The organism is Microcoleus sp. AT9b-C3, assembly GCF_036705485.1.
In the GTDB taxonomy this organism is placed as follows: Bacteria; Cyanobacteriota; Cyanobacteriia; order Cyanobacteriales; family Microcoleaceae; genus Microcoleus.
This window is the reverse complement of the sequence record NZ_JAUBUR010000002.1, coordinates 230,243-253,552: the sequence shown is the minus strand read 5'-3', so window position 1 is coordinate 253,552 and position 23,310 is coordinate 230,243. Positions and strand designations below refer to the sequence as shown.

Below are 23,310 nucleotides of genomic sequence, written 5' to 3'. Positions count from 1 at the left end.
CGCAGCCAAAATCCTACTTATCAGAAATACATTCAACCGCCAAAATACTCCTCATCGATCTTCCTCCGCCAATTATCAAAGCAAGGCTCATCTGCTACAATATCCTGTATCTACACACCATACTACAGCAATATGCAGCACTGGGCACCGGGAAAACAACTGCACGAAGGCAAATATTTAATAACGGACACAACTTACGCATTGTAACAGTAACAACCTGTAAATTGTGTTACTCTTAAAATTGTGAAACTAAGAATTTTTTATGAGTCAATGCCTTAATCCTGATTGCCTGCATCAAAACCCATCCCTCACCAAATTCTGCCAACGCTGCGGAAACAAACTGCTACTCGGAGACAGATACCGTGCAGTTCAATACATTTCCGAAGGTGGTTTCGGCCGTACATTCAAAGCCGTAGACGAACATCGACTGGATACAATCTGTGTGATTAAACAATTTCTCCCGCAACTACAAGGGAGTGCAACTATTCAGAAAGCGACGGAGTTATTCAAACAAGAAGCAGTGAGACTGCGAGATTTGGGTAAACATCCTCAAATCCCTGATTTATTGGCATTTTTTGAACAAGATAAGCGGTTCTATTTAGTACAAGAATTTATTGACGGTGAGGATTTATTAAAAGAATTACAGCAGCAGGGAAAGTTTAGCGAAAAACAGATTAAGCAATTACTGACAGAATTGCTACCGATATTAGATTTTGTTCACAAGCAAAAAGTAATTCACCGAGATATTAAGCCGGATAACATTATTAGAAATTCTCACGGTTCTCTAGTCTTGATTGACTTTGGAGTTGCTAAGGAATTGAGCGGTAGTGTTTTGACTAGAGTGGGAACTGTGACTGGAACTCCTGGCTATGCGGCACCGGAACAAATGCAAGGTCATGTTTTTCCAGCGAGTGACCTGTACAGTCTTGGTGTCACGTGCATTCGGTTATTAACCGGGTGTTTACTGGACGAGAAAAATGGAACTTTGGCTGACGAACTTTTCGATCCGATGCAAATGCAATGGGTGTGGAGAAATAAAGCACTTTATCTCAGCAATGACTTGGGTAAAGTATTAGATAAAATGCTCCTGTTTCCAGTGGGTTCGCGTTATCAATCAGCAGCAGAAGTATTGCAAGCTCTTAATCATGTGTCAGTATCACCTACTCAAATATCAGCTAAACCTCAACCAAAACCTTTTCAGTCTTCACCAGTAGCATCTAATCAAATACAGGTGATAGCCAAACAGGCAGCTAGTGAGATCATGCTTAAACAGGTGGCTAATGAGGGGATGCCTAAACAGCAGACTAATGAGGTACAATTAGTTTCTGCGGTGCGGGTCGATTATAGAAAATTGCGAGATTTATTAGCAGCAGGAAAGTGGAAAGAGGCGGACAAGGAAACGGCGAGAGTGATGATCAAAATGGCGGGTAGGGAACAACAAGGATGCCTGAATGATTCATCAATAATAGATAAATTTCCCTGCGAAGACTTGCGAATGATTGACCAACTTTGGGTAAAATACAGCAACGGGCGCTTCGGCTTTTCGGTGCAGAAGCGTATCTATCAAAGCCTGGGGGGAAGTAGGGAATATGATATAAAAATATGGGAAGCGTTTGGCGAGCGCGTAGGTTGGAGAAATAAAAACGAATGGCTGTACTACAACAACGTCACTTTTTCAGAGAAAGCACCAGAAGCTCACCTCCCGGTGGGGTCGTTGGGGTGGGGGGTGGGGGGCGGTTGGGTGCGGTGTGGTCTGGGGGGTCTGGTGTGGGGTTCTCTTCTCTCGCGTCGAGACTTGTAGACTGTAACATCTAAGCATTTCTGGCTTTCATTAAGATTTATAAAAAAAGCTTCGTTAAAAACCACGAAACCATGCGCTGTCTAAGTTTGCGATACCTGGCACTGACCGGAATGAGCTAAAATTTTATCGATTGACGCTAAGGTTTGTATTAAATGAAATCATGGAAGTCCAACCGAGAGAAATTCAAACCTATGAAACCTTAGAGGGAAAAATCCCTTTTGAAGACTGGCTTGATTCTTTGCGCGATCGCGAAGGGAAAGCTAAAATAAAAGGTAGACTTCAGCGAGTTGCTCTTGGTAATTTAGGAGACTGTAAATCAGTAGGAGAGGGTGTTTTTGAGTTAAAAATTGACTGCGGTCCAGGCTACCGGGTTTATTTTGGAGAAAGAGACTCAACTATTGTACTGCTTCTCTGCGGTGGAGATAAAAGTACCCAAGATCGAGATATTCGCAAAGCCAAAGAATACTGGATAGAATTTAGGAGTAGAAACGATGCCTAAAACTCATAGCTACCATGACTATCTGATTAAATCCCTCCAACAAATTGAAGAAGCTGCTGCTTATATTCAAGCAATCTTAGAAGAAAAAGAACCGGAATCTGAACTGTTACTGACGGTACTCAAAGACGTAGTTAAAGCTCAAGATAAAATTTCTATAATGACTGAAGATGAACAACAGAATTGGGAGAAACTTGAGGAATTGCTGAAAGCATCAGGGGGAGAAGAGATTTACCGATTTATTGGTTTGCTGAAGGCTTTAGGATTAAAGACAGATATTGCAGTTAGTCAAGCTAAGCCTCCAGACGCATCAATGCTAGAATCCCCATCTCGCGTCGAGAGTTGTAAATTTTAACATCTTACCAAATTACTAAAGAGTAGAAACTAGCTATTTTGCGATCGGCTGTAATAGCAGCTTAATTTCTTTTCGCCAACGGCAGATATCAGCAGATAAACACAGATGAACGCAGATAAAATTCTATCGGCGTTCATCGGCGTTCATCTGCGGTTAAAAAACACATTCCTATTTTTATCCCAACTCTTCACAAATACGGGTAAAAGCCGCCACCGGATCATCCGCAGCAGTAATCGGCCGCCCAATCACCAGATAATCCGCACCAGCTTTCAAAGCAGCCTTCGGAGTCATCGATCGTTTTTGATCGCCCCCATCCGCCCATTTCGGACGCACCCCCGGACAAACCAACAAAAAATCATCCCCGCAACTCATTCTTAACTGTTCCACTTCTTGCGGAGAACAAACAGCCCCAGCTAAACCCGTTTCCTTAGCCAACAATGCCATGTGCAAAGCATATTCTGGCAACTCCAAAGGTATTTTCAACTCAAAAGCCAACTGTCGCGAATTCAAACTCGTCAATAGAGTAATTGCAATCAACTTAGGACTCGGTTTATCCACAGCGGCCGCCCCTTCAGTCAAAGCCAACTGTGCCGCTTTCAAAGCATCTTTACCACAAGTAGAATGGATAGTCAATAAATCCACATTATACTTAGCAGCAACCCGACAAGCGCCAGCCACAGTATTCGGGATATCGTGAAACTTCAAATCGAGAAAAATCCGCTTTTCCCGCTGTTTTAAAATTTCCAAAATCCCCGGCCCGGAGCTCACAAACAGTTCCAAACCCACTTTCCAGAAAGATACTTGTGGCAGTTTGTCCAGAAGTGCGATCGCCTCTTCTTGACTCGAAACATCCAAAGCAACAATAATTCGATTATCAGCGTTCATCAGCGTTCATCTTCAGTATTCATCTGCGGTTAAAAAAGAGATTCAAGGCACCAATCGCACAAACTTATTCTTCCCAACCTGCAAAACCTTACCGCCTAAATCAGTCGGTGATTCAAAAGTAAGATTAACATCAGAAACCCGATCGCCCTCCAACTTCACCCCGCCGCCCTGCATCAACTTCCGCGCCTCACCGCTACTTTTACAAAGCCCGCTAGCACTCAGAATATAAAACAACTTAGCCGGAAACTGCACACTTGCCAAAGAAAACTCCGCCACAGCATCAGCTTGTCCCGCAGCACCTTTAACCAGCGCCATTGCATCTTGTTGTGCGCGATCCGCCGCTTCCGAACCGCGATACTGCCGCACCACATCCACAGCCAAAAGTTTCTGTTTTTCTCGCGGATTTTCTGGCAATTCATCAAGTGGCAAATCTGTCAATAGTTCAAAATATTGGGCGATCGAACTATCAGCAATTTTCTCCAACTTAGAATACATAGTCAGCGGGTCTTCCGACAAACCCACATAATTGTTCAAAGACTTCGACATCTTCTGCGCCCCGTCAGTCCCGATCAAAATCGGCATCAGCAAACCAAACTGCGGTTTCATCCCAAAATGTCGCTGCAAATCTCTCCCCACCGCAATATTAAACTTTTGGTCGGTTCCGCCCAACTCCACATCCGCTTCCAAGACTACTGAATCGTAACCCTGCATTACTGGATACAGAAACTCGTGCAGGAAAATCGCATTTTCCTGCTGCATCCTGTTATCAAATCCCTCTTTAGCGAGCATCTGCTGCACCGTCATCGTGCCTAGCAGTTCCAAAATCTTCGCCATGTCCAATTTTGACAACCACTCGGAGTTATAGCGAATTTCCAAACGTCCTGGTGTGTCAAAATCTAGAATCGGACGCACTTGGTCTAAATAAGTCTTGGCATTTTCCGCCACTTGTTCGGCCGTCAACTGGCTACGCATCTCCGACTTCCCTGTCGGATCGCCAATTCTTGCGGTAAAATCTCCGATGACCAGTACCGCTGTGTGACCGGCATCTTGAAAAGCCCGCAGCTTGCGGAAGCAAATGCTGTGTCCCAAGTGAATGTCCGCCCCTGTGGCGTCAATTCCGAGTTTGACGCGCAAAGGTCGATCGACTTTTGCCAGCAGTTGGGCTAAATTTTCGTCAGGGTTGCTAGAATCAGGTCGATCTGGAAAAATCTCGCTGACGCCGCGGTAAAGCGCTGAAAGGTTAGGAGTTATCATCGGGGAGCGATCGTTCATCATAGTTTTGCTAAAGTGCAGCAGAATTAGTTACACTCACTGGTTGACGCATAAAAACATAACTATCAAGCTACTATAATCCCAAAGCTGACCGGCTTTCATTAGCTGACCCCGCCCAAAAACGGATACCAGCCCCCGACAACAGTCGTGGAGATCCCCAAATTTTAGACTCTTGTTCAAACTCCCAGATTCATCTGTGGAATCAATCTAAAATCTAAAATCTAAAATCTAAAATCGACTGACAGTCTCTAGGGTTCGCATCTAAAATTAAAAGTCTTAAACCCCAAATCGAGTGAGGAAGTGAAATCCACGTGTCAACCAACGCCGTCCGCAATAACACGGAAAACTCAGCCCCCGTATTCGAGTTTGTTCAGTCAGTCAGTAAAGTGACCGCCGGAACCATACTCAGCATGACAATGCTTGCCAGTTCCGTAGTCGCTGGTGGACTGGTTGGCTTAGCGATCAGCTTCCGCAATTTGCCAGATGTTCGGATCTTGCAAACCTACTCTCCCACCGAAACTACCCACATTTACGACATCAACGGCAAGCCGCTAGCCAGCATCCACGACGAAGCCAACCGGGATGTCGTACCTCTTGACCAAATCTCCCCGCACCTGAAACGAGCTGTTCTGGCGATCGAAGATAGCAACTTCTTTACCCACAAAGGCATCAACCCCGGCGGGATAGCCCGAGCTCTCCTAGTTAACCTAGAGAAAGGTCGAACCGTTGAAGGCGGCTCGACTATGACTATGCAGCTAGTCAAAAACTTGTTTCTATCTCCCCAGTCAAAATTTAGTCGCAAGGTAGCTGAAGCGGTAATGTCTATCCGCTTGGAGCAAATTCTCAACAAAGACCAAATTCTGCAACTATACCTGAATCAAATCTACTTAGGTCACAACTTGTACGGCGTAGAGACAGCCTCTCGAAGCTATTTCAACAAATCAGCAAGTAATTTGACTCTTTCGGAAGCAGCGATGCTGGCCGGCTTAATTTCGGCCCCCGAAGAATACAGTCCTTTCGTCAATTACAAGTTGGCAAAAGAGCGGCAAACCCTCGTTTTAGGCCGCATGAAGGATCTTAAATGGATTACGCCCGCCCAAGAGACTGCTGCCCGCCAAGAAAAAATTAAGCTAGGCAAAATTACCTCTTTTGGCGGCTCTCAAGTTCCTTACGTAACACAAGCCGTAGTCCAGGAACTGACAAGGCGTTTCGGGCGAGATGCCGTGGTTAAGGGAGGAATGCGCGTTCAAACCACGATCGACCTCAAAATGCAGCGCATAGCCGAAGAAACCGTCAAAGCGTGGCACAATCGGCTTTACTACCAAGGGCTATTTTACGATCGCGAGCAAGGGCAAATTGCCCTAGCCGCCGTAGATCCCCGAACCCACTTCGTCAAAGCAATGGTGGGCGGCGTCGATTACGAAAAGAGCCAGTTCAACCGCGCCATTCAAGCACGCCGCCAGCCCGGATCTTCTTTTAAGCCTTTTATCTACTACGCTGCCTTTGCTAGCGGCAAATACGGCCCGGATTCAATTGTCTACGACTCCCCTGTCGGCTACCGCGACGGCGACGGCTACTACTACCCTCAAAACTACGGCGGTGGCTTCTCCGGTGCAGTCAGCATCCGCAGAGCTTTGGAAGTCTCTCTCAACATTCCCGCCGTCAAGCTTGGTCAAGAAGTCGGATTGAATAAAGTGATTGAGATTTGTCGCGTGCTCGGCATCAGAAGTCCGATGGAACCGGTGATTTCTTTGCCCTTGGGTGCCGTTGACCTCACTCCTTTAGAAATGGCCGGAGCTTTTGCTACCTTCGCGAACAACGGCTGGCATTCTGACACCACATTTATCGTGCAAGTCACTGACAGCAGTGGCAACGTCTTGCTCGACAATACGCCCAAACCCAAATTAGTTCTCAATTCCTGGGCGGCGGCATCTGTCAACAGCGCCCTGCAAGGGGTAATTACCAGCGGAACGGCAAGGGCGGCTCAACTTGGTCGGCCGGCTGCTGGGAAAACTGGTACAACTTCCTCAGAACGGGATATCTGGTTTGTGGGTTACGTGCCGCAGTTGTCGGTGGCTGTTTGGATGGGCAACGACAATTATAGACCGATGAGCTACGGTGCTACTGGCGGTGGGATTGTCGCCCCTGTTTGGCGTGATTTTATGAGCCAAGCTTTGCAGGGAGTTCCCGCAGAAAGTTTCAAACCTGCTTCATCTTTTGAGCGGCCTTAACTATCAGTCATTAGTCATTAATCATTAGGGATTAGGCATTGGGCATGGGGTATTGGGCATTGGGCATTGGGCCTTGGGCATTGGGCATTGGGAATACTTTCTTTTTCTTCCTTGTTCCTTCTTCCTTGTTCCTTCTTCCTTCTTCCTTCTGCTCACTAGGATTGTTTTTCCAGCTCAGATTTCATCCGCTCCAGCGTTGAGTTCATTTGATCGAACATCTGCTGGGGCGTGATGCCAAATTGATTGAGCTGTGTTTTTAACTGCTCTACCGTCATCTGAGCCATGAAGTCCTCAGACAGCTCAAAGCGCTTCATAAAAATACGGTAGCGCTCCATCATTGATTCCATCTGAGCGATGAACATTTTCTTGCCTTCGCGATCGAATTTGCCGTAATTGCCACCTAGTTTGATGAGAGATTGATAGTCTTCAAACAACAGCTTGGCTTCTTGCTGAACAATTTCTGAATCAAAAAATCCCATAGCTTTCCTAATTTTTTAATATTCAACTAATTTTGATCGAGGCGAGAAACCCCGCTGCTTTTTGTACCATTTTATCAGTTGCCGGAGGAAGTCCCTACCCCTCAAGGTACAAGAATAAGTAGAAATTTCCGTACAGCATAAGGCGTGGGCATTGGGCATTGGGCCGAAGAGCATTGGACTTGCGATGTCAACAGTCAACTGTCAACAGTCAACTGTCAACAGTCAACTGTCAACAGTCAACTGACTTCAAACTTGCCCGATGCGTTCTAGAGGCCAAAACCGCACTACAGCGCGGCCGATGATATTCTGCTTAGGTAAAAATCCCCACCTGCTGGAGTCGTTGCTGTTGTTGCGGTTGTCTCCCATCACAAAGTATTCATTTTCTGGGACGCGATAAGGCCCCCACTGGTATTGAGGAGGTTCGGCAATATATTTTTCGACGAGGGGTTGGTCGTTGAGATAAACTAAACCTTGTTTAACGGCGACGGTTTGACCAGGTAAGCCAATTACCCGCTTGATGAATGCTTGGTCTTGGGTAAAGCCTTGTTCTTGCAACTTTTCGGGCGGGGCAAATACTACGATGTCGCCAGTTTTGGGAGGTTCGAGGTAGTAGGAGATTTTTTCGACTACGACGCGATCGCCCACGTGCAAAGTGGGTACCATAGAATCTGAGGGTATGTAGCGCGGTTCGGCGACCAAAGCTCGAATCACTATTGCTAAACTCAAAGCAATAATCACTATCTGAAGATTTTCTCGCTGCGACTTCCACGCTTTCTGCCACCAAGTTTCAGGCGAATTTTCTGCTACTTTTGTACCCAAATTGTTTTTTTCAGATGTCATGAAAGTCCTCCGATATATAGTTGCCACTAATTATCTAATTAAGCTCCTCAGCATTTAAATTGCATCTCAAGAAATAATCAAACCACGAGCAGGCTGGACACGCGAACCCGCCCAAAATATACAATTTAAATGCTGTACAGCTTACCGTTGAAGTATCTCGCTGTTAATTACTAGACTTGAAGTGCATCCCTTGGCAAACAGTCTTAAAATTATCTGCGTTTATCTGCGTTTATCTGCGGTTTCCTTATCAATCAAAAATTTCTACAATAATGTCTACCCTTGATATTAACTCATAAAAAAGGCAGAGAATTTAAATTCTCTACCTTTTCTATGTGAAGATTTTGAGTTGTTTTCGACTGCGAGATTGGTTATTTCCAAACTTAACTCGAAATCGCACTTACTCAAACTTACTCAGCGCCTTGGGGCAGCAATTCCCGCTTTTGACCTTGCAGCACCTTAACAATTCCGTCCTCGCCCACATCCACAACAGCGGTGTCACCGTCTTTGATGCGGCCAGAAAGGATTTCCTCAGCCAAACTGTCTTCCAACAACCGCATGATAGCGCGGCGCAGGGGTCTGGCTCCGTAGCTGGGGTTGTAGCCTTCTTCTACCAGCCGTTCTTTGAATTTTTCGGTCACTTCCAGGGTGATTCCCTGTTCTGTCAAACGACTGAACACTTCTTTGAGCATGATGACCGCGATTTCCTTGACTTCTTCCTTGTTCAACTGGCGGAAGACGATAATTTCGTCGAGTCGGTTGAGGAATTCGGGGCGGAAGTAGTTTTTGAGTTCTTCGTTAACCAAAGAACGAATGCGGTTGTAATTAGCATCGGCTTGGTTGTCGCTGAACTCGAAACCGAGGCCGCCGCCGCCTTTTTCAATCACCTTAGAACCGATGTTTGAGGTCATAATCAGCAGCGTATTTTTGAAGTCTACGGTGCGACCTTTGGCATCTGTTAAGCGGCCGTCTTCCAATATTTGCAGCAGCATATTGAAGACATCGGGGTGGGCTTTTTCGATTTCGTCGAACAGCACGACGGTGTAAGGACGGCGGCGGACTGCTTCTGTGAGTTGGCCGCCTTCGTTGTAGCCGACGTACCCAGGCGGAGAACCGATGAGTTTGGAGACGGTGTGCCGTTCCATGTATTCGGACATATCCAACCGAATCATCGCGTCTTCGGAACCGAAGAAGTAGCCTGCTAGGGCTTTGGTAAGTTCGGTTTTGCCGACGCCTGTGGGGCCAGAGAAGATGAAACTGGCGATCGGGCGATTGGGATTTTTCAAGCCAACGCGAGCGCGACGGATGGCGCGGGAAACGGCTTTCACTGCTTCTTCCTGCCCGATCAAGCGCTGGTGCAAGGTATCTTCCATGTGCAGGAGCTTTTCGGATTCGGATTCGGTCAGTTTGTTAACCGGTACGCCCGTCCAGCTTGCCACGATTTGAGCAATGTCTTCTTCAGTAACTACTGGCGATGGGTCGGTTTCGCCGGTGCGGGCAGAGTCGGTTTTTTTGGCTTGGGAAATAGCGCGAATTTCGGCTTTGATGGTCATTTCCCGATCGCGCAATTCGCCGGCTTTGTCAAAGTCTTGAGAACGCACCGCTTCGTCTTTATCTTTGAGGACTTGGCGGAGTTCTTTGTCAAGTTCTTTGGCTGCGGGAGGCAGTTGGGAGTTGATCAGGCGGACTCTAGAACCTGCTTCGTCTACCAAGTCAATTGCTTTGTCTGGTAGGAAGCGATCGGAGATGTACCGATGCGAGAGTTTGGCTGCAGCTTCGAGGGCTGTATCCAATATTTTCAGCTTGTGGTGCTGTTCGTAGCGTTCCCGCAGACCGAAGAGAATCTCGATCGTCTCGTCAACGGTCGGTTCGCCGACCATCACGGGCTGGAAGCGCCGTTCTAGGGCTGCATCGCGCTCGATGTGCTTGCGGTACTCGTCGAGGGTAGTAGCGCCGATACACTGGAGTTCGCCTCTTGCCAAAGCCGGCTTGAGAATGTTTGCCGCGTCGATCGCCCCTTCAGCCGCACCTGCACCGATCAAAGTGTGCACTTCGTCAATCACCAAAATCACGTTACCCGCTGTGCGGATTTCGTCCATGATTTTTTTGAGGCGTTCTTCAAATTCGCCCCGGTATTTCGTCCCGGCCACCAGCAAGCCGATGTCGAGGGTAACGACGCGCTTTTCTTCAAGGATATCTGGGATGTCGTTGTTAGCGATGCGCTGGGCCAAACCTTCGGCGATCGCGGTTTTGCCTACTCCGGGTTCCCCGATGAGCACCGGGTTATTTTTGGTGCGGCGACCGAGGATTTGAATTACCCGTTCGATTTCTTTTTGGCGTCCGACTACTGGGTCTAGTTTGCCATCGACCGCCATTTGAGTCAGGTTGGCGCCGAATTCATCCAGGGTTGGGGTTTTGGTGCGAGCGCCGCCGCCAGTGGCTGCGACTTCTGCGGTTTCTCCCAGCATCCGAATCACTTGGGTGCGGACTTTCGACAAGTCTACTCCCAGGTTTTCTAAGACTCTGGCCGCTACTCCTTCACCTTCGCGGATCAGGCCCAGCAGCAGGTGTTCAGTACCTATATAGTTGTGTCCGAGTTGGCGAGCTTCTTCTAGGGATAGTTCTAGAACCCGCTTGGCGCGGGGGGTGAACGGAATTTCGACTGCTACGAAGCCGGAACCGCGCCCGATGATTTTTTCCACTTCAATGCGCGCGTCTTTCAGGTTGACGCCCATTGATTTGAGGACTTTAGCTGCAACCCCGGTTCCTTCTCCGATCAGACCCAGGAGGATCTGTTCTGTCCCTACGAAGTTGTGACCCAGGCGGCGAGCTTCTTCCTGGGCCAACATGATTACTTTTATTGCTTTTTCTGTGAAGCGTTCAAACATGATTTATTCCCATCACCTGCTGCTATGTGCCCGTTTCGAGGTCACGCTCGCACAACGAGCGTTTGTGTTCGAGTGTTAACTCGTACTGCTTATTCTAGCGCGACACTCCCAACCTATCTGCCGCACTCGGCTGCGGTTGCAGATTCCAGGCTCATGTTGCAGGGTGGCTTTCAACTGGGAAGACCCAAATGGTGGCTGACCTACAACCTCCCCTAGACTGCAAGAAGATTGCTCTTCTCGGCCCGTGCCCAACCTACGACTGCGTATTGATGGATTCTAGCACAATCTTTTTGGCTGTCCTGCAGGTGCAAAGGTGATAATTCTCGAAGTACAGGACGGCTTTTGTACAAAACTTATTAGTTAGATTCACGATCGATCCCCTAAACTCACCCTTAAGCTGTTGCCCATCTCCCGAATATGCTGGTTTGGGATGGCGACAGCGAGCTGGGCTTTCTTTATCTAAAATTTTGCCCCCGATTCGTTGAAGATTTGGGTATTCTTCCTGTTGTCAGTTGTGCGCTCGCTCCTGAGCAATTAGTGAGTGTTGCTACACTCCGAGGAGTTTGCCTCAGACTATACTCTACTCTGCACGGTTCAAGACATTGCTTTCGTAGCAGAGTGCTTGGGTCGTTAACTCGTCTGACTTAAAAGTCTCTAACTTCAATCGTGGAAAAGAATCTAAATCCTGTTTAAGGCGTAGTGAAAGTAAATAATGAACACTAGAAACTTAGATGATGGGGTACAAAGTACCGAAAATGGAGCGATCGAAGTTACAAGTAAAGTCCAGGATGCAGCCACAACAACTTCTGCAGCTTCACCAAAAGAATTCAATGCAGAACACCTAGGACGTGTCTACTTTATTCGGCACGGTGAAAGTACCAGTAACGAACGCAACATTTTTGCAGGAGTTCTGGATGTTGACCTCACATCCTTTGGCCGATTGCAGGCACGCCGTGCTGGTGTTGACCTGAAGAAAAAAGGTACAAAGTTTGACGCAGTATATGTCTCCCACATGAGACGCGCTAGGCAAACCTGTGAAATAGCCCTTGCTGAAAGTCAAGCACTAAAATCACCAAATACCCCCGTTGAGATAGATCATCGAATTAGCGAGAAATCCTTTGGCATTTTTGCGGGTCGCAACCTAAATTTGCTGCGTCTAGCACTCGGCTACGAAGGCTTTGAGGAAATGTTGCACTCGCACAACGAAGCACCTCCGGCGGGCGAAAAGATTGCCCAAGTTTATTCTCGCGCTGCCCGTTTCTACGAAGACAAAATAGTACCGCACTTGGAACGCGGTGAAACAGTTCTAGTAGTGTGCCACCAATATGTATTGGAGCCTCTAGCACTTTATTTAAGCGGTCTGCCGCCGACAGCTTATAAACACCTGAAACTTCCCAATGGTAAAGCTCTCAGCGGTGTGGATCTCGTCAAGTTTCGCGACAAGGAATCTGGTGGTGCCGCTTCTGTGCGGAAAGAGATCAACGATCTTTCGATTATGTGGGCGATTTTGATCTATGCCACTGCCTTCTTGCTGGGAAGCTTAGCAAGGGCAATCAGCACCTCAGAAGCAGGAATTCCGTCAGTCCTATTTCGATCGATAATCGTTGCGTGTCTTGCCGCCTCAACGTTTTATACCTACCTAGACATTGACTTTGCCGCGAGTAAACGCAAAGTAACCTCTACTGTGAAGTATCTAGTTTACGGGTGGATGGCAGTGCGATGGGTAGTTGGGCTATTTTTAATATTTTCTGGATTTTTGTATCAGACTGAAGCGGATTTGTACAAAGTTTTGTGGGTGCTGTTTTGGATGGTTCCCCCAGCCCTTACTTCCCCAGTTTTATCCGTGCTTTGGGGCGGCAATCTTTATCCGTCGGCTTTATTGTCAAGAACGTTATCAATCGTTGCTCCACTGGCGCTTCTGGCTACATTGAAGGTTGCCAATTTACCCATTAATGTTGACAGCCTGATGTTTTTCGGCATCATTCTAATTGTAGGTCTGGCAATACCGGGTGCGATCGCCCAGTTTTGGCGCGACAAATCCCCGGTGGAATCAAACCACCACAGTAAAAACTGGAAATTCATCGGAGTGCTTGCTGTCGCATTCATGGCCTTGGCAACAGGGTTTCAGTTTACTCCATCAACCTTCATTTCGGATATATTTTCTTCAACCGATCCGAACCGCTCCCTAGCCTGTCTGCAACAGCTAGCATTGGGAACTTTGGTCTTTGTCTCAATGCGCGTTTTGGCTGTATTAACCTCAGTATTTACAAAGGGCAAGCTAAGTAAGGCAGAAGCTCGGGATGCTTATATCTTGCTTGTGAATCCAAACTTTTTCCTTTGGGCGGCTCTTTTCATCGGAGTTAGTGCAACTGCAAATCCCGCAGCCGTAAGATATGCAATTTTTTGGGCAGCCCTGGGGTTCTTCTGCATACCACTCATCGAACAGATATTGTTCATGAATTCATTTGGTAATGACATACTGAGAGAAACACTGCGTTCTTCGAGAGTGGCAACAGAAGATATCAAAAAGCTTTTCATGCAATTAGATACGGATGGAAGTAAGTCGCTCGATAAAACCGAGATTATGGAGTTGTTAGGGCTAATCGAAGATATGACAACAGGCGAACGTAGCTCTGAAGAAGTCAGAAGCTATATCACTGATTATCTTTTTAATACTCTTGACTCCGATAAAAATGGCACAGTTGATTTAGCAGAATTAGAAGAGTATGTATCCACCTATGGGTTGGTTGCTAACCTTAACGTTGCTCAAATCTAAACTATGGCTCAATAAGCCATAACATCTTTGCTTAGGGTAGGGGTAGTCAAGGCACAAAACCTAGGAAATTTGCACAACCGAAAACCAACTCTACCCTTTTATTTACATCTACCGAGGAAACGCTCTCTGGCAAAAATAGCTCTCAAATCGTTGCAAGAAGTCTGCCAGCGCATCGAAGCAATGGGCAAGACACTCCAAGTTAAAAAGCGTGATGGACGCCTCGTCGCTACTGGTTGGAATAATGAGCATTTTGCTGTTACACCGAATGAATCAAAGTTGGGCATTCCTTGGAAACTCATTCATGCCCATGATGTCACAGCCGACAGCCATGAAGGCGTGATTGACACCACAATTCAATATGAGGCAAGAGTATCAATTTCGATCTTTTACTCGGATGAAGTCAACAAAGAAGCTATACTGTTTGTCAACTGGGTTTACCGCAGTATTCATGACGCAATTATTCCTTATCGGTACGCGATCGCTCAAAGCGCTCACTCATGGCTGATACAACTGCCTGATTCCATAGAAATTCTCTGTTAGACAGCAGCGGATGGTGCAATACTTACGGAATGTTCGGCTACCTGCGTTAACTACAAAGACTCTGAAACTAAGAAAATTATACGATGTAAGTCCTGTGGTTTTCAGTGAAATAAAAAAAATACTTGCGTAAGTACCTTAAAACTAGGAAGAGGAAAATATCCAATGAAATTAGACAAGTTTGTACTCGCACAAAACATGGCATTTCTAATAGCCATTCCACCACAAAGTAATTTAGCTAAATTGCTCTCCTTTTGCTTGGCGACAAAAGCTAGACAAAAGACAACCGGAACAGAAATCTTAAAAATAACCTGTGAGTTAATGGAAAACCCATCTAATTTGCCCTATTGGACGCAAGACGTGATGGGACTCGATTTAGATTACAGCAGTGAAGAGTGGAAAGCTTTAGGAGAAATGGGCATCAAGGATGCAGAAGACTTTATGGCTACCCTGCGGCAAGAGTTGGAAAATTTAAGTTGGTAATATCTGACCCTAGCGTCAGCAAAGAAACTCTCAGGCTCCACATACTCTATCAAAAACATTCATCAGATCTGGGTTAAAAAACCTGTCTAAAGACAAGGGATAGTCAAATTTCAAGAGAGAAACAACAATATGTCTTTAAATGTTAAACTTTTAGAGCAAAGTTTCGAGAAAATCAAACCTCGTGCTGATGAATTTGCCGCTAGCTTCTACGAAAACCTGTTTAAACTTTATCCACAAGTAAAACCTCTGTTTGCCAATACCGATATGGCAAAGCAACAGAAAAAGCTGCTTAACTCTCTGGTTTTGGTAGTAGAAAATCTTCGTTCTCCAGAGGCTTTAGGGCCAGTTCTCAACGCACTGGGAGGCAGACACGTCAGTTATGGAGCGATCGCCAATTCTTACCCGGCCGTTGGAGAAGCGCTACTAATGACCTTTGAGGAGTATCTTCAGGAAGATTGGACTATTGAAGTCAAACAAGCATGGATCGATGCCTACGGAGCGATTACTGCTTTGATGTTAAAAGGCGCAGGTGTAGAAACTACACCTGAAGAAGTTCAATTAGAAACAGAGATTATTCCCGATAAACAGGTAAGTATAGCAGCTAATCACCAGCTAGAATCCATTCCCGAAAAAGAGCCAGAGTTAGCCGTAGAGGTACTGGAAAGCAGTTTCGATAAAATCAAACCTCGTGCTGATGAATTTGCCGCTAGCTTCTACGAAAACCTCTTCCTCTCTCACCCGGAATTTCAACCGCTCTTTGCGAATATTGATATAGAAAAGCAACAGAAAAAGCTCATAAATGCTTTGGTATTGGTAGTAGAAAATCTCCGCTCTCCTGAAGCTTTAGGGCCTGTTCTCAACGCCTTGGGAGGCAGACACATCGGCTATGGGGTAATTCCCAAATATTATGGGCCAGTTGGAGACGCACTGCTGATGGCTTTTGAGCAGTATCTCCAAGAAGATTGGACTCCCGAAGTAAAGCGGGCGTGGACAGATGCCTACAGAAAAATTACTGGTTTGATGTTAAAAGGCGCAGGTGCAGATTCTTCACCAAATGTTGTCGCAGATAAAAAAGATGTCATCCACCATCAGCCAAAAGAATTAGAAACGCAATTACTGAACGAATCTAAGCCGATCGCGCCACCAACCGAGGAACAGAAAAAGCCTTTAGTATCAATTCAGTTCGATGGTGAAATTATCCAAAAAACGCTCTCGAAAATAACTGATAGTTATCAGCAATTTCAGGGTCAATCATTCGTTCAGCAATTAGGTGAATTTCTTAAAGGAATTTTAGAAAAATTCATTGATAATTTTTGGACACAACCCACGTGGTTAGTGGCTAGTGTTTCAGCAGTTGTGTTCATCATAATTTATGTGGCGGCGGATGATAACTCTCTGATTGGAGAGGTTTTGCAGAGTGTTGAGGCTCTTAGTATAGTCGTTGCTTTAATTTTATTCATTAAGGAAGCGCCCGATCGCCGGAAGCAATTTCACTACCAAGCTTGGAGTACGATCGATGCAGCACACAGCGTAAAAGTTAGCTATGCAAGAATTCTGGCACTCCAAGATTTGAACTCAGATGGTGTTTCTCTGAGAGGTTTGGATTCTCCTGATGCAGAGTTAATAGCTATTAATCTCTCTGGGGCAAATCTGAGTGCAGCTAATTTGAGTAAGACCGATCTCAGTAATGCAAATTTGAGCCATGCCAACCTCGATAATGCTAACCTCAGTCAAGCTAAACTTGCGGGTGCTAATCTCAGCCATGCCAAGCTAGGTTTTGCTCGCTTGAGTCAGGTTAATCTCAGTAATGCCAACCTCAGTGACGCTAATTTAATTTGTGCGGACTTGAGTAACGCAAACATGAGTGGCGTCAATTTGAGGAATGCTAGTTTGAGTGGTGCTAATCTGAATAGTGCCTACCTAAGTGGTGCAAATCTAAAAGGTGCTAAAGTTAGCATTTCTGACCTGAGTGGTGCTTTGCTCACAGGTGCTGTTATGCCTGATGGCTCAAAGTATAAGTCTCTGGAAGATGGGGTCAAAAACGAATAAGTTGACGCCAGCTTTTTGATGATATTTTTGTCTGCTTTTCTACTAAAATTGTCGTCACCCTTTTAGTAGAAAAGCTTTGGCTTACGGAAATGCGATATGCGAAAGGGTGCATCTCAATGAGTGCAAACATCTACAAAAAGGGCTAACATAAAAACCTACTAAAAATACAAATTGTGCTAAAATGTGCTTCTTCCTTACTTGGTATCCTAAACAGACTTGTCCGCTAGCCTAAAAGCTTTGCTAGGTAATAAGTGTAGTCATTATCCTTAGCGTTTGAGGCTAAAAATACGGGCGACCCACGGCTAGAACCCTTTATTGTACAGCCAAGTTATGATGCTTAATTACAAGTTAAGCATAACAGGTAATTAAGAGCCACTATCGATCGCCAAATGCCAGTTTTTCTGATGCAGCCGATCGCACATCTGCACTTTCTCATCCGCCAAATATCGCTGAAAATCTGGTTTTTCCAGACCGCTGCGCCACATTACCAGAGCATCTTCTCCGGTGTCTTCGTAGTATCGCTTGCGCCGTCCAGCCTCTTTAAAACCAAATTTTTTGTACAGGTAAACTGCCACTAAATTAGAATCCCGCACCTCTAAAGTCGATCGCTCTAATTGCCTGTCACAAGCCGATTTTAGCAAAGCCAAAAGCAGAGCTTGTCCCAAACCCTGACCTTGAAACTGAGGATGAATTGCCAGCATTATAATGTGAGCTTCTTCTAAAATCGCCCACAAACAACCGATACCAATGAGAGTTTGCGGAATCTGTAGGGGCGGTGTCCCCGTGCCCGCCAGGTTTTGATCTGATTCACAGTCCTCAGTTTCCCATGTCCAAAGACCTAATAAATCGCTGTTAGGACTGTCTAACTCGCGCCTGTAGCCTTCGATCGCCCAAAGTCCGCCAAAACAAAGTCGATCGAGTTCGACTGCACTGTTGAGGTGTTCTGCCGCGAGATGTTTAATTTGTAGAAAACGCACAGCCGATTTTAAATTTGAGATTTGAGATTTTAGATTTGATCATTACTCACTGCAAGGATGCGGAGTTCGAGCGCGTCTCAGTCAGTCAGCCTGCTTGCGGAATGAATCTGGGGGCAACTGACCCAATTGCTTGCCGTCAATTGTACACTGGGAAAGACCGTAAGGATAGTTATTGCGCGATGGTATCAACTCAATCTATCGGGGTGGAATCGGGACTTAAGTATCTGTCTGAGTCTCAACAAGCCCTGCAAACTCGATCGCCCAATCAAGAACTGTTACCGCTGACAGCCAGTGTTAACAGCAGCGATCGGTTGGAAATCGGAGGCTGCGAGGTGACAGCTTTGGTGGAGCAATTTGGCTCGCCGTTGTACATTTTAGACGAAGAAACGCTGCGGGCTGCTTGCACCCAGTACCGGGATGCTTTCGGGCGTTACTATCCGGGCGAATCTCAAGTGCTCTATGCTTCTAAAGCTTGGAGTTGTTTGGCAGTTTGCGCGATCGCAGCTTCGGAAGGTTTAGGGATAGATGTCGTATCCGCCGGAGAAATCTATACTGCACTGCAAGCCGGCGTCAGTCCCGACAAAATCTACTTCCACGGTAACAACAAGTCCCGCGAGGAACTCCAGCTAGCTGTCGAAAACGGCTGCATTACCGTAGCCGACAATTGGCGGGATTTAGAGACTCTAGCAGAATTGGGAGAATTGGGTGTCAGCAGCCTCACAGGTGGGCCGACACGAGTTATGGTGCGGTTTACTCCTGGAATTGAGTGTCACACCCACGAGTACATTCAAACGGGTCAAATCGATAGTAAATTTGGCTTTGATCCTAATTCGCTCGATCGAGTATTTAAATTCATCAGCCAACAATCGTCGTTATTTTGCGTGGGAGTGCACGCTCACATCGGCTCTCAGATTTTTGAACTGCAACCCCATGACGATTTAGCCGAAGTCATAATTCAGGCCTTGACAAAAGCACAGAGTTATGGTTTGCCAGCGACAGAAATTAATATTGGCGGCGGGTTGGGCATTCGCTATACTGAAGCGGACGATCCTCCCAGCATAGAAGATTGGGCTCGTACAATTTGCTCTGCAGTGGTAGCAGCTTGCGAGCGGCAGAAATTGCCATTACCGAAATTGCTATGCGAACCGGGTCGATCGCTCGTCGGTACAGCTTGCGTTACAGCTTACACCGTTGGCTCTAAAAAAGTCATTCCCCAAATGCGGACGTATCTAGCTGTGGATGGAGGGATGTCGGACAATCCGCGTCCTATTACCTATCAATCAGTTTATCGAGTCCTCGCAGCCGGTAAAATGTCTGCTCCCTTAACGGAAACAGTGACAATTGCTGGGAAACACTGCGAGTCAGGCGATGTTCTGATTAAAGATGCCAAATTGCCAGAGTGTCAGGCAGGAGATGTCCTCGCGGTTACGGCTACAGGGGCATACAATTACAGCATGGCTTCTAACTACAACCGAGTGCCCCGACCGGCTGCGGTTTTAGTGAGAAATGGGGAAGTTAACACGATTATACAGCGGGAAACTTACCAGGATTTGCTGAGGCTTGACCGCCTTCCTGAACGACTCGGATCTCAAAAGTAAAAACTTAAAAGTTAAAAGTTAAAAGTTAAAAGTTAAAAGAAAGACAATCCATGTTTACTTAATGATGATTGCTTTTTCACTTTTAACTTTTGCCTTGTTCAGTCACGCGATTGGATTGACACTCCCCGGTCTAAAAACACGGGGATTTTCAGCATATTCCTTATAACAACTGTTCATGGTTCATGGGTTCGAGTGCATCACGGTTCGCGGTTCACAGGCGGTAGCGTTCGATGAACCATGAACAATCAACAATCTGGCTTTGACTTGGCCCTGGTTCAGTCCTTATTGATTCAAGGGATCGATATTGGACTGGTATTTGCGCTTGCGTATTTGGTGCTCGTCATTGTTGGCGAGCGCAGAACGCTGTGGATGGTACGGGGATTTATTATTTTGATGCTGGCGGCGGCGGTGAGCAACTGGGCTGGATTGAGGCTGTTGCACGTTGCCCTCAACAGCTTGGTGACTGGTTCGGCTGTGGCAATGGCGGTAATATTGCAGTCGGAGTTTCGCCGATTTCTGGAACAATTGGGTCGGGGGGAATTTCGGCAATTGTTTGGACGCGATCGCCGACCAACTCCCGAACCGGACAGCGTAATAGATGAAATTGTGGACGCAGTAAAAGAACTTTCGCAAAACCGCACGGGCGCTTTACTAATTATAGAAACAGATTCCCCGATCGACGATCGGGATTTTTCAGTGCCGGGATTAAAGCTAAATGCTGAAGTTTCTAAAGAATTGTTGCAGACTATCTTTCAGCCGCAAACTTTGCTGCACGACGGAGCTGTTTTGATTCGAGGTTCGCGGATCGTGTCGGCGGGGGTAATTTTGCCTTTGTCCGATCGCACTGCGTCGCGGCAGTTGGGAACCCGCCACCGGGCGGCGATGGGAATTACGGAACGGGTGCAAGCTTGCGTGTGCGTGGTAGTCTCGGAGGAAACTGGTTCTATTTCTTTAGCCCAGATGGGAACTTTAAATCGACCTTTGACTAGCAACAAACTTAAGGAATTGCTGGAAGCAAAGCTGTTTCCGTCCGAAGGAGAAAGAGCTGTGGCTCCAATTCCGATCGGCAATCTCGGACGCCAGATAGGATTGAAGGGAGTGACGCTATTAAAACGGATACTGCGCCGTTAGTCGGGTAATCGGGAGAAACCATGAGTCAAGGAATTTGCTTGGAAAAGTTGCCGGAGGATCTGCAACAAGAACTACTGCCTAAGCACATAGCAGTGATTATGGACGGGAACGGGCGCTGGGCTCAGAAGAAGGGGTTGCCGCGGATTGCGGGACACCGCCGAGGAGCTAGCACTTTGAAGGAACTGCTGCGCTGCTGCAAAGATTGGGGGATTCCAGCTTTAACGGCCTATGCTTTTTCGACGGAGAATTGGGGGCGGCCGGCCGGAGAGGTGGATTTTTTAATGAGTTTGTTTGAGGGAAAGTTGCGGCAAGAATTGCGCGAGATGGTGGACGAGGACGTGCAAATTCAATTTATGGGGAATTTGCAGGCTTTGCCGAAGTCTTTGCAGGCCCAAATCGAGCGTTCTGTGACGGCCACTCAGCACAATCAGGGGATTTTGTTTACGGTGGCGACGAATTACGGGGGGCGTCAGGAGATTGTACAAGCTTGTCGGGCGATCGCCACTCAGGTGAAAGAGGGCAAGTTGCAGCCGGAGGAGATTGATGAGGTTTTATTTAAACGCTATTTGTATACTGCTGATGTTTGTGACCCGGATTTGCTGATCCGGACAAGTGGGGAAATGCGGTTGAGCAATTTTCTACTATGGCAAATGGCTTATTCGGAAATTTACATTACTGAGACGCTGTGGCCGGATTTTGATCGATCGGAGTTTCACCGCGCTTTGTCTACTTATCAGCAACGCAACCGCCGATTTGGCAAAGTCTAACGATTTTGGATTTGGGATTTTAGATTTTAGATTTTTTGGTTGATTTTTCTGTTTCCCAGTAGGTCATCTCCTGCTCAACATAACGATTTTAGATTTTAGATTTGTCCTCCAATCTAAAATCTAAAATCTAAAATCTAAAATCAAATTAGGGGCCGGAGAAAACGGCCGCTTCAATGTCCTGACGTGAGAGCGAGTATTTGAATGCTCGCTGAATGTCTTGGCCGTCGGCTCCAGCATCGATGTAGCGGACGGTGAGTTGGTCAATATCGAGGGAGAGTTCTGCTTTCCATGTAAGTTGCTCGATCTGCCAGCAGTGGAGTTCTCGCCGATCTTGCTGGCAGCCTCGGCTTTTTAGCCACTGCTCGATTTCCGGGAGTGGATGGTTGTACAAAGGAGTGTCAGCGGAAGGAAGAGTCATGGGATTTTAGATTTTAGATTTTAGATTTTAGATTGGGGATTTCGGATTGAGGATTTCCGATTTTAAATTGGAGATTTGGGATTTGAGGCTTTAATTGCCGCGAATTAAGCCGATCGCGATCGCCAGTACCAAACATCCGATTAAGCTAGCTCCCATGATAAACAGAGCGAACATTTCTCCGGGGGAAAGAGGTCGATCCGTGGGATCTAGGTAAGCGGAGTTGTAAGTTTTTTTGCCCGATCCCGAAACCGGAGTATTGAAGCCTGGGGGTGGCCCAATCACGTTCTGGCGAGAATAGCCTATTTTGAGGTCGTAGGCGAGGCGACGTTCTGGGTTGCTGAGGGTGGCGTAGGCGTTGTTGAGCTGCTGAAATTTAGCGGTGGCGACTGCGGGAGGCAGCTTGGTGGTATCGGGATGGTAGAGTTTGCTCAGTTCCCGGTACGATCGCCGAATTTCGATCGCTGAGGCTGAAGGATGCAGCCCTAACAAGCTGTAATGAGTGGAACCCAAGGGGGCTTTTCCTGGCATTTTCTGACTTTGGTTTTGTGCAGTTCCCTCGTTAAGAGTCACCTCAGCGCCTCTGGGCTTGTTGTGAATAGTTTTTGATTATTTTAGCTCAGAGTTGAGGGTAGCGCCACTGTCTGCGATGTCGAGGGGTTGAGGGTGGGTGATCAGCGACGGCAAGTAACCTCAAACTCAGCACCAAGATATTCAGGCCGTCCGCTTCATCGATTTGTGATGCCACTTACTGCGTGTTTGAGATATCTGACTCACCGATTGATCGGGTAAGCCGATTTCGCCAGAACCTTTTCTCGACACTGCGGATATTTTCTTCATATCTGAGTTTATCCAAGTAAAGCAGCAAATACTTCAATTCATCATCCGTCTCATCCCCCTCAAAGGGATTTACTCGCACCAGATTGCCATAGCTGCGCTCCCACTTTTGAGGCGTATCATCTACTGCAATGATTGACTCTAGACGATATCCTTTACGCTTGACCTTTTTTATATTTTTGCGATTGTAATATTCCCAGCATTCAATATCGCAAGCAACTGTGCAGCGATCGCTTGCCCACACAAAGGATAAAGTTTTAGGATTTTCAAAGATGGCTGACACAATTGCGCTCGCATAAGACGGCGTAGAAGATGTCCAAACTGCAACCTCAAACCAGTCTAGGCATTTTTTCAAAAAGACATCAAGAAACGGTCGTTTGTAAATCTGATATTGCCCCACTAAAAAGTCAGCTTGCCGAGGTAGAGATGCTTCGGTAGCATAAATTAAAGTTTCATCAATATCGAGTATCAATAGTTTTTTTAGAGAATCCACAAT

The 23,310-nt window shown here is 46.6% G+C and carries 20 protein-coding genes; 11 read left to right on the top strand and 9 right to left on the bottom strand.

Annotated features, from left to right (window positions below; all coding sequences use genetic code 11):
• The first annotated feature begins 262 nt into the window (after positions 1-262).
• From QUB77_RS02840 to QUB77_RS02830, 3 genes are all read left to right on the top strand, one after another.
• On the top strand, positions 263-1,801 hold the full coding sequence (locus QUB77_RS02840; protein WP_333173010.1) for a serine/threonine-protein kinase: 1,539 nt from the start codon (positions 263-265) through the stop codon (positions 1,799-1,801).
• Between the two features lie 160 nt (positions 1,802-1,961).
• Positions 1,962-2,300: a type II toxin-antitoxin system RelE/ParE family toxin gene (locus QUB77_RS02835; RefSeq protein ID WP_333173012.1), complete on the top strand. Its 339-nt coding sequence runs from the start codon at positions 1,962-1,964 to the stop codon at positions 2,298-2,300.
• A complete protein-coding gene (locus QUB77_RS02830; RefSeq protein ID WP_333173014.1) occupies positions 2,293-2,652 on the top strand; it encodes a transcriptional regulator in 360 nt (119 codons plus the stop codon). Before QUB77_RS02835 ends, QUB77_RS02830 begins: the two co-directional genes overlap by 8 nt.
• 174 nt (positions 2,653-2,826) lie before the next feature.
• On the opposite strand, the gene pyrF is transcribed toward QUB77_RS02830, so the two are convergent.
• Positions 2,827-3,537 (bottom strand): orotidine-5'-phosphate decarboxylase, encoded by a 711-nt coding sequence (pyrF, locus tag QUB77_RS02825; protein WP_333173016.1) that lies wholly within the window; start codon positions 3,535-3,537, stop codon positions 2,827-2,829.
• Positions 3,538-3,579: 42 nt separating this feature from the next.
• Positions 3,580-4,812 (bottom strand): tyrosine--tRNA ligase, encoded by a 1,233-nt coding sequence (tyrS, locus tag QUB77_RS02820; protein ID WP_333173018.1) that lies wholly within the window; start codon positions 4,810-4,812, stop codon positions 3,580-3,582.
• A 308-nt stretch (positions 4,813-5,120) separates the two neighbouring features.
• On the opposite strand from tyrS, the gene QUB77_RS02815 reads away from it, so the two are divergent.
• A complete protein-coding gene (locus QUB77_RS02815) occupies positions 5,121-7,040 on the top strand; it encodes a transglycosylase domain-containing protein (RefSeq protein WP_333173022.1) in 1,920 nt (639 codons plus the stop codon).
• Between the two features lie 155 nt (positions 7,041-7,195).
• On the opposite strand, the gene QUB77_RS02810 is transcribed toward QUB77_RS02815, so the two are convergent.
• The 3 genes from QUB77_RS02810 to QUB77_RS02800 all read right to left on the bottom strand — a co-directional run bounded on the left by QUB77_RS02810 (position 7,196) and on the right by QUB77_RS02800 (position 11,244).
• A complete protein-coding gene (locus QUB77_RS02810) occupies positions 7,196-7,519 on the bottom strand; it encodes a DUF1825 family protein (protein WP_190661255.1) in 324 nt (107 codons plus the stop codon).
• 246 nt (positions 7,520-7,765) lie between these two features.
• Positions 7,766-8,359, bottom strand: coding sequence for a signal peptidase I (gene lepB / locus QUB77_RS02805; RefSeq protein WP_333173025.1), 594 nt, complete (start codon positions 8,357-8,359; stop codon positions 7,766-7,768).
• A 407-nt stretch (positions 8,360-8,766) separates the two neighbouring features.
• Positions 8,767-11,244: an ATP-dependent Clp protease ATP-binding subunit gene (locus QUB77_RS02800; RefSeq protein ID WP_333102280.1), complete on the bottom strand. Its 2,478-nt coding sequence runs from the start codon at positions 11,242-11,244 to the stop codon at positions 8,767-8,769.
• Positions 11,245-11,956: 712 nt separating this feature from the next.
• Here QUB77_RS02800 and QUB77_RS02795 point away from each other — a divergent pair.
• From QUB77_RS02795 to QUB77_RS02780, 4 genes are all read left to right on the top strand, one after another.
• Positions 11,957-14,020: a histidine phosphatase family protein gene (locus QUB77_RS02795; RefSeq protein ID WP_333173029.1), complete on the top strand. Its 2,064-nt coding sequence runs from the start codon at positions 11,957-11,959 to the stop codon at positions 14,018-14,020.
• Positions 14,021-14,089: 69 nt separating this feature from the next.
• Positions 14,090-14,560 carry a hypothetical protein gene (locus QUB77_RS02790; RefSeq protein WP_333173032.1) on the top strand — a complete coding sequence of 157 codons (471 nt, stop codon included), beginning with the start codon at positions 14,090-14,092 and terminating at the stop codon, positions 14,558-14,560.
• A 162-nt stretch (positions 14,561-14,722) separates the two neighbouring features.
• The gene (locus QUB77_RS02785; protein WP_333173035.1) at positions 14,723-15,040 is read left to right on the top strand and encodes a hypothetical protein; all 318 of its coding nucleotides are present in this window, start codon (positions 14,723-14,725) and stop codon (positions 15,038-15,040) included.
• A gap of 129 nt (positions 15,041-15,169) precedes the next feature.
• On the top strand, positions 15,170-17,089 hold the full coding sequence (locus tag QUB77_RS02780) for a pentapeptide repeat-containing protein (RefSeq protein ID WP_333173038.1): 1,920 nt from the start codon (positions 15,170-15,172) through the stop codon (positions 17,087-17,089).
• Between the two features lie 365 nt (positions 17,090-17,454).
• Here QUB77_RS02780 and rimI read toward each other — a convergent pair whose 3' ends face one another.
• Positions 17,455-18,066, bottom strand: coding sequence for a ribosomal protein S18-alanine N-acetyltransferase (rimI, locus tag QUB77_RS02775; protein ID WP_333173041.1), 612 nt, complete (start codon positions 18,064-18,066; stop codon positions 17,455-17,457).
• A gap of 179 nt (positions 18,067-18,245) precedes the next feature.
• On the opposite strand from rimI, the gene lysA reads away from it, so the two are divergent.
• From lysA to QUB77_RS02760, 3 genes are all read left to right on the top strand, one after another.
• The gene (gene lysA, locus QUB77_RS02770; protein WP_333173122.1) at positions 18,246-19,664 is read left to right on the top strand and encodes a diaminopimelate decarboxylase; all 1,419 of its coding nucleotides are present in this window, start codon (positions 18,246-18,248) and stop codon (positions 19,662-19,664) included.
• Positions 19,665-19,901: 237 nt separating this feature from the next.
• Positions 19,902-20,795, top strand: coding sequence for a diadenylate cyclase CdaA (gene cdaA / locus QUB77_RS02765; protein ID WP_333173043.1), 894 nt, complete (start codon positions 19,902-19,904; stop codon positions 20,793-20,795).
• A 20-nt stretch (positions 20,796-20,815) separates the two neighbouring features.
• Positions 20,816-21,562, top strand: a complete 747-nt coding sequence (locus tag QUB77_RS02760) for an isoprenyl transferase (protein ID WP_333074010.1) — start codon at positions 20,816-20,818, stop codon at positions 21,560-21,562.
• A 145-nt stretch (positions 21,563-21,707) separates the two neighbouring features.
• Here QUB77_RS02760 and QUB77_RS02755 read toward each other — a convergent pair whose 3' ends face one another.
• The 3 genes from QUB77_RS02755 to QUB77_RS02745 form a co-directional block, all read right to left on the bottom strand.
• Positions 21,708-21,980 (bottom strand): DUF3143 domain-containing protein, encoded by a 273-nt coding sequence (locus tag QUB77_RS02755; RefSeq protein ID WP_333039717.1) that lies wholly within the window; start codon positions 21,978-21,980, stop codon positions 21,708-21,710.
• A gap of 90 nt (positions 21,981-22,070) precedes the next feature.
• On the bottom strand, positions 22,071-22,508 hold the full coding sequence (locus tag QUB77_RS02750) for a J domain-containing protein (RefSeq protein WP_333173046.1): 438 nt from the start codon (positions 22,506-22,508) through the stop codon (positions 22,071-22,073).
• Positions 22,509-22,725: 217 nt separating this feature from the next.
• Positions 22,726-23,307, bottom strand: a complete 582-nt coding sequence (locus QUB77_RS02745; protein ID WP_333173048.1) for an HAD family hydrolase — start codon at positions 23,305-23,307, stop codon at positions 22,726-22,728.
• Between the last annotated feature and the right edge of the window lie 3 nt (positions 23,308-23,310).

Coding starts and splice junctions, on each gene's coding strand:
- pyrF (WP_333173016.1), bottom strand. CDS start 3,537: ATGAACGCTGATAATCGAATTATTGTTGCTTTGGATGTTTCGAGTCAA.
- QUB77_RS02780 (WP_333173038.1), top strand. CDS start 15,170: ATGTCTTTAAATGTTAAACTTTTAGAGCAAAGTTTCGAGAAAATCAAA.
- QUB77_RS02835 (WP_333173012.1), top strand. CDS start 1,962: ATGGAAGTCCAACCGAGAGAAATTCAAACCTATGAAACCTTAGAGGGA.
- lysA (WP_333173122.1), top strand. CDS start 18,246: ATGGTATCAACTCAATCTATCGGGGTGGAATCGGGACTTAAGTATCTG.
- QUB77_RS02750 (WP_333173046.1), bottom strand. CDS start 22,508: ATGCCAGGAAAAGCCCCCTTGGGTTCCACTCATTACAGCTTGTTAGGG.
- QUB77_RS02760 (WP_333074010.1), top strand. CDS start 20,816: ATGAGTCAAGGAATTTGCTTGGAAAAGTTGCCGGAGGATCTGCAACAA.
- QUB77_RS02785 (WP_333173035.1), top strand. CDS start 14,723: ATGAAATTAGACAAGTTTGTACTCGCACAAAACATGGCATTTCTAATA.
- QUB77_RS02795 (WP_333173029.1), top strand. CDS start 11,957: ATGAACACTAGAAACTTAGATGATGGGGTACAAAGTACCGAAAATGGA.
- QUB77_RS02830 (WP_333173014.1), top strand. CDS start 2,293: ATGCCTAAAACTCATAGCTACCATGACTATCTGATTAAATCCCTCCAA.
- QUB77_RS02810 (WP_190661255.1), bottom strand. CDS start 7,519: ATGGGATTTTTTGATTCAGAAATTGTTCAGCAAGAAGCCAAGCTGTTG.
- QUB77_RS02755 (WP_333039717.1), bottom strand. CDS start 21,980: ATGACTCTTCCTTCCGCTGACACTCCTTTGTACAACCATCCACTCCCG.
- cdaA (WP_333173043.1), top strand. CDS start 19,902: ATGAACAATCAACAATCTGGCTTTGACTTGGCCCTGGTTCAGTCCTTA.
- lepB (WP_333173025.1), bottom strand. CDS start 8,359: ATGACATCTGAAAAAAACAATTTGGGTACAAAAGTAGCAGAAAATTCG.
- tyrS (WP_333173018.1), bottom strand. CDS start 4,812: ATGATGAACGATCGCTCCCCGATGATAACTCCTAACCTTTCAGCGCTT.
- QUB77_RS02840 (WP_333173010.1), top strand. CDS start 263: ATGAGTCAATGCCTTAATCCTGATTGCCTGCATCAAAACCCATCCCTC.
- QUB77_RS02800 (WP_333102280.1), bottom strand. CDS start 11,244: ATGTTTGAACGCTTCACAGAAAAAGCAATAAAAGTAATCATGTTGGCC.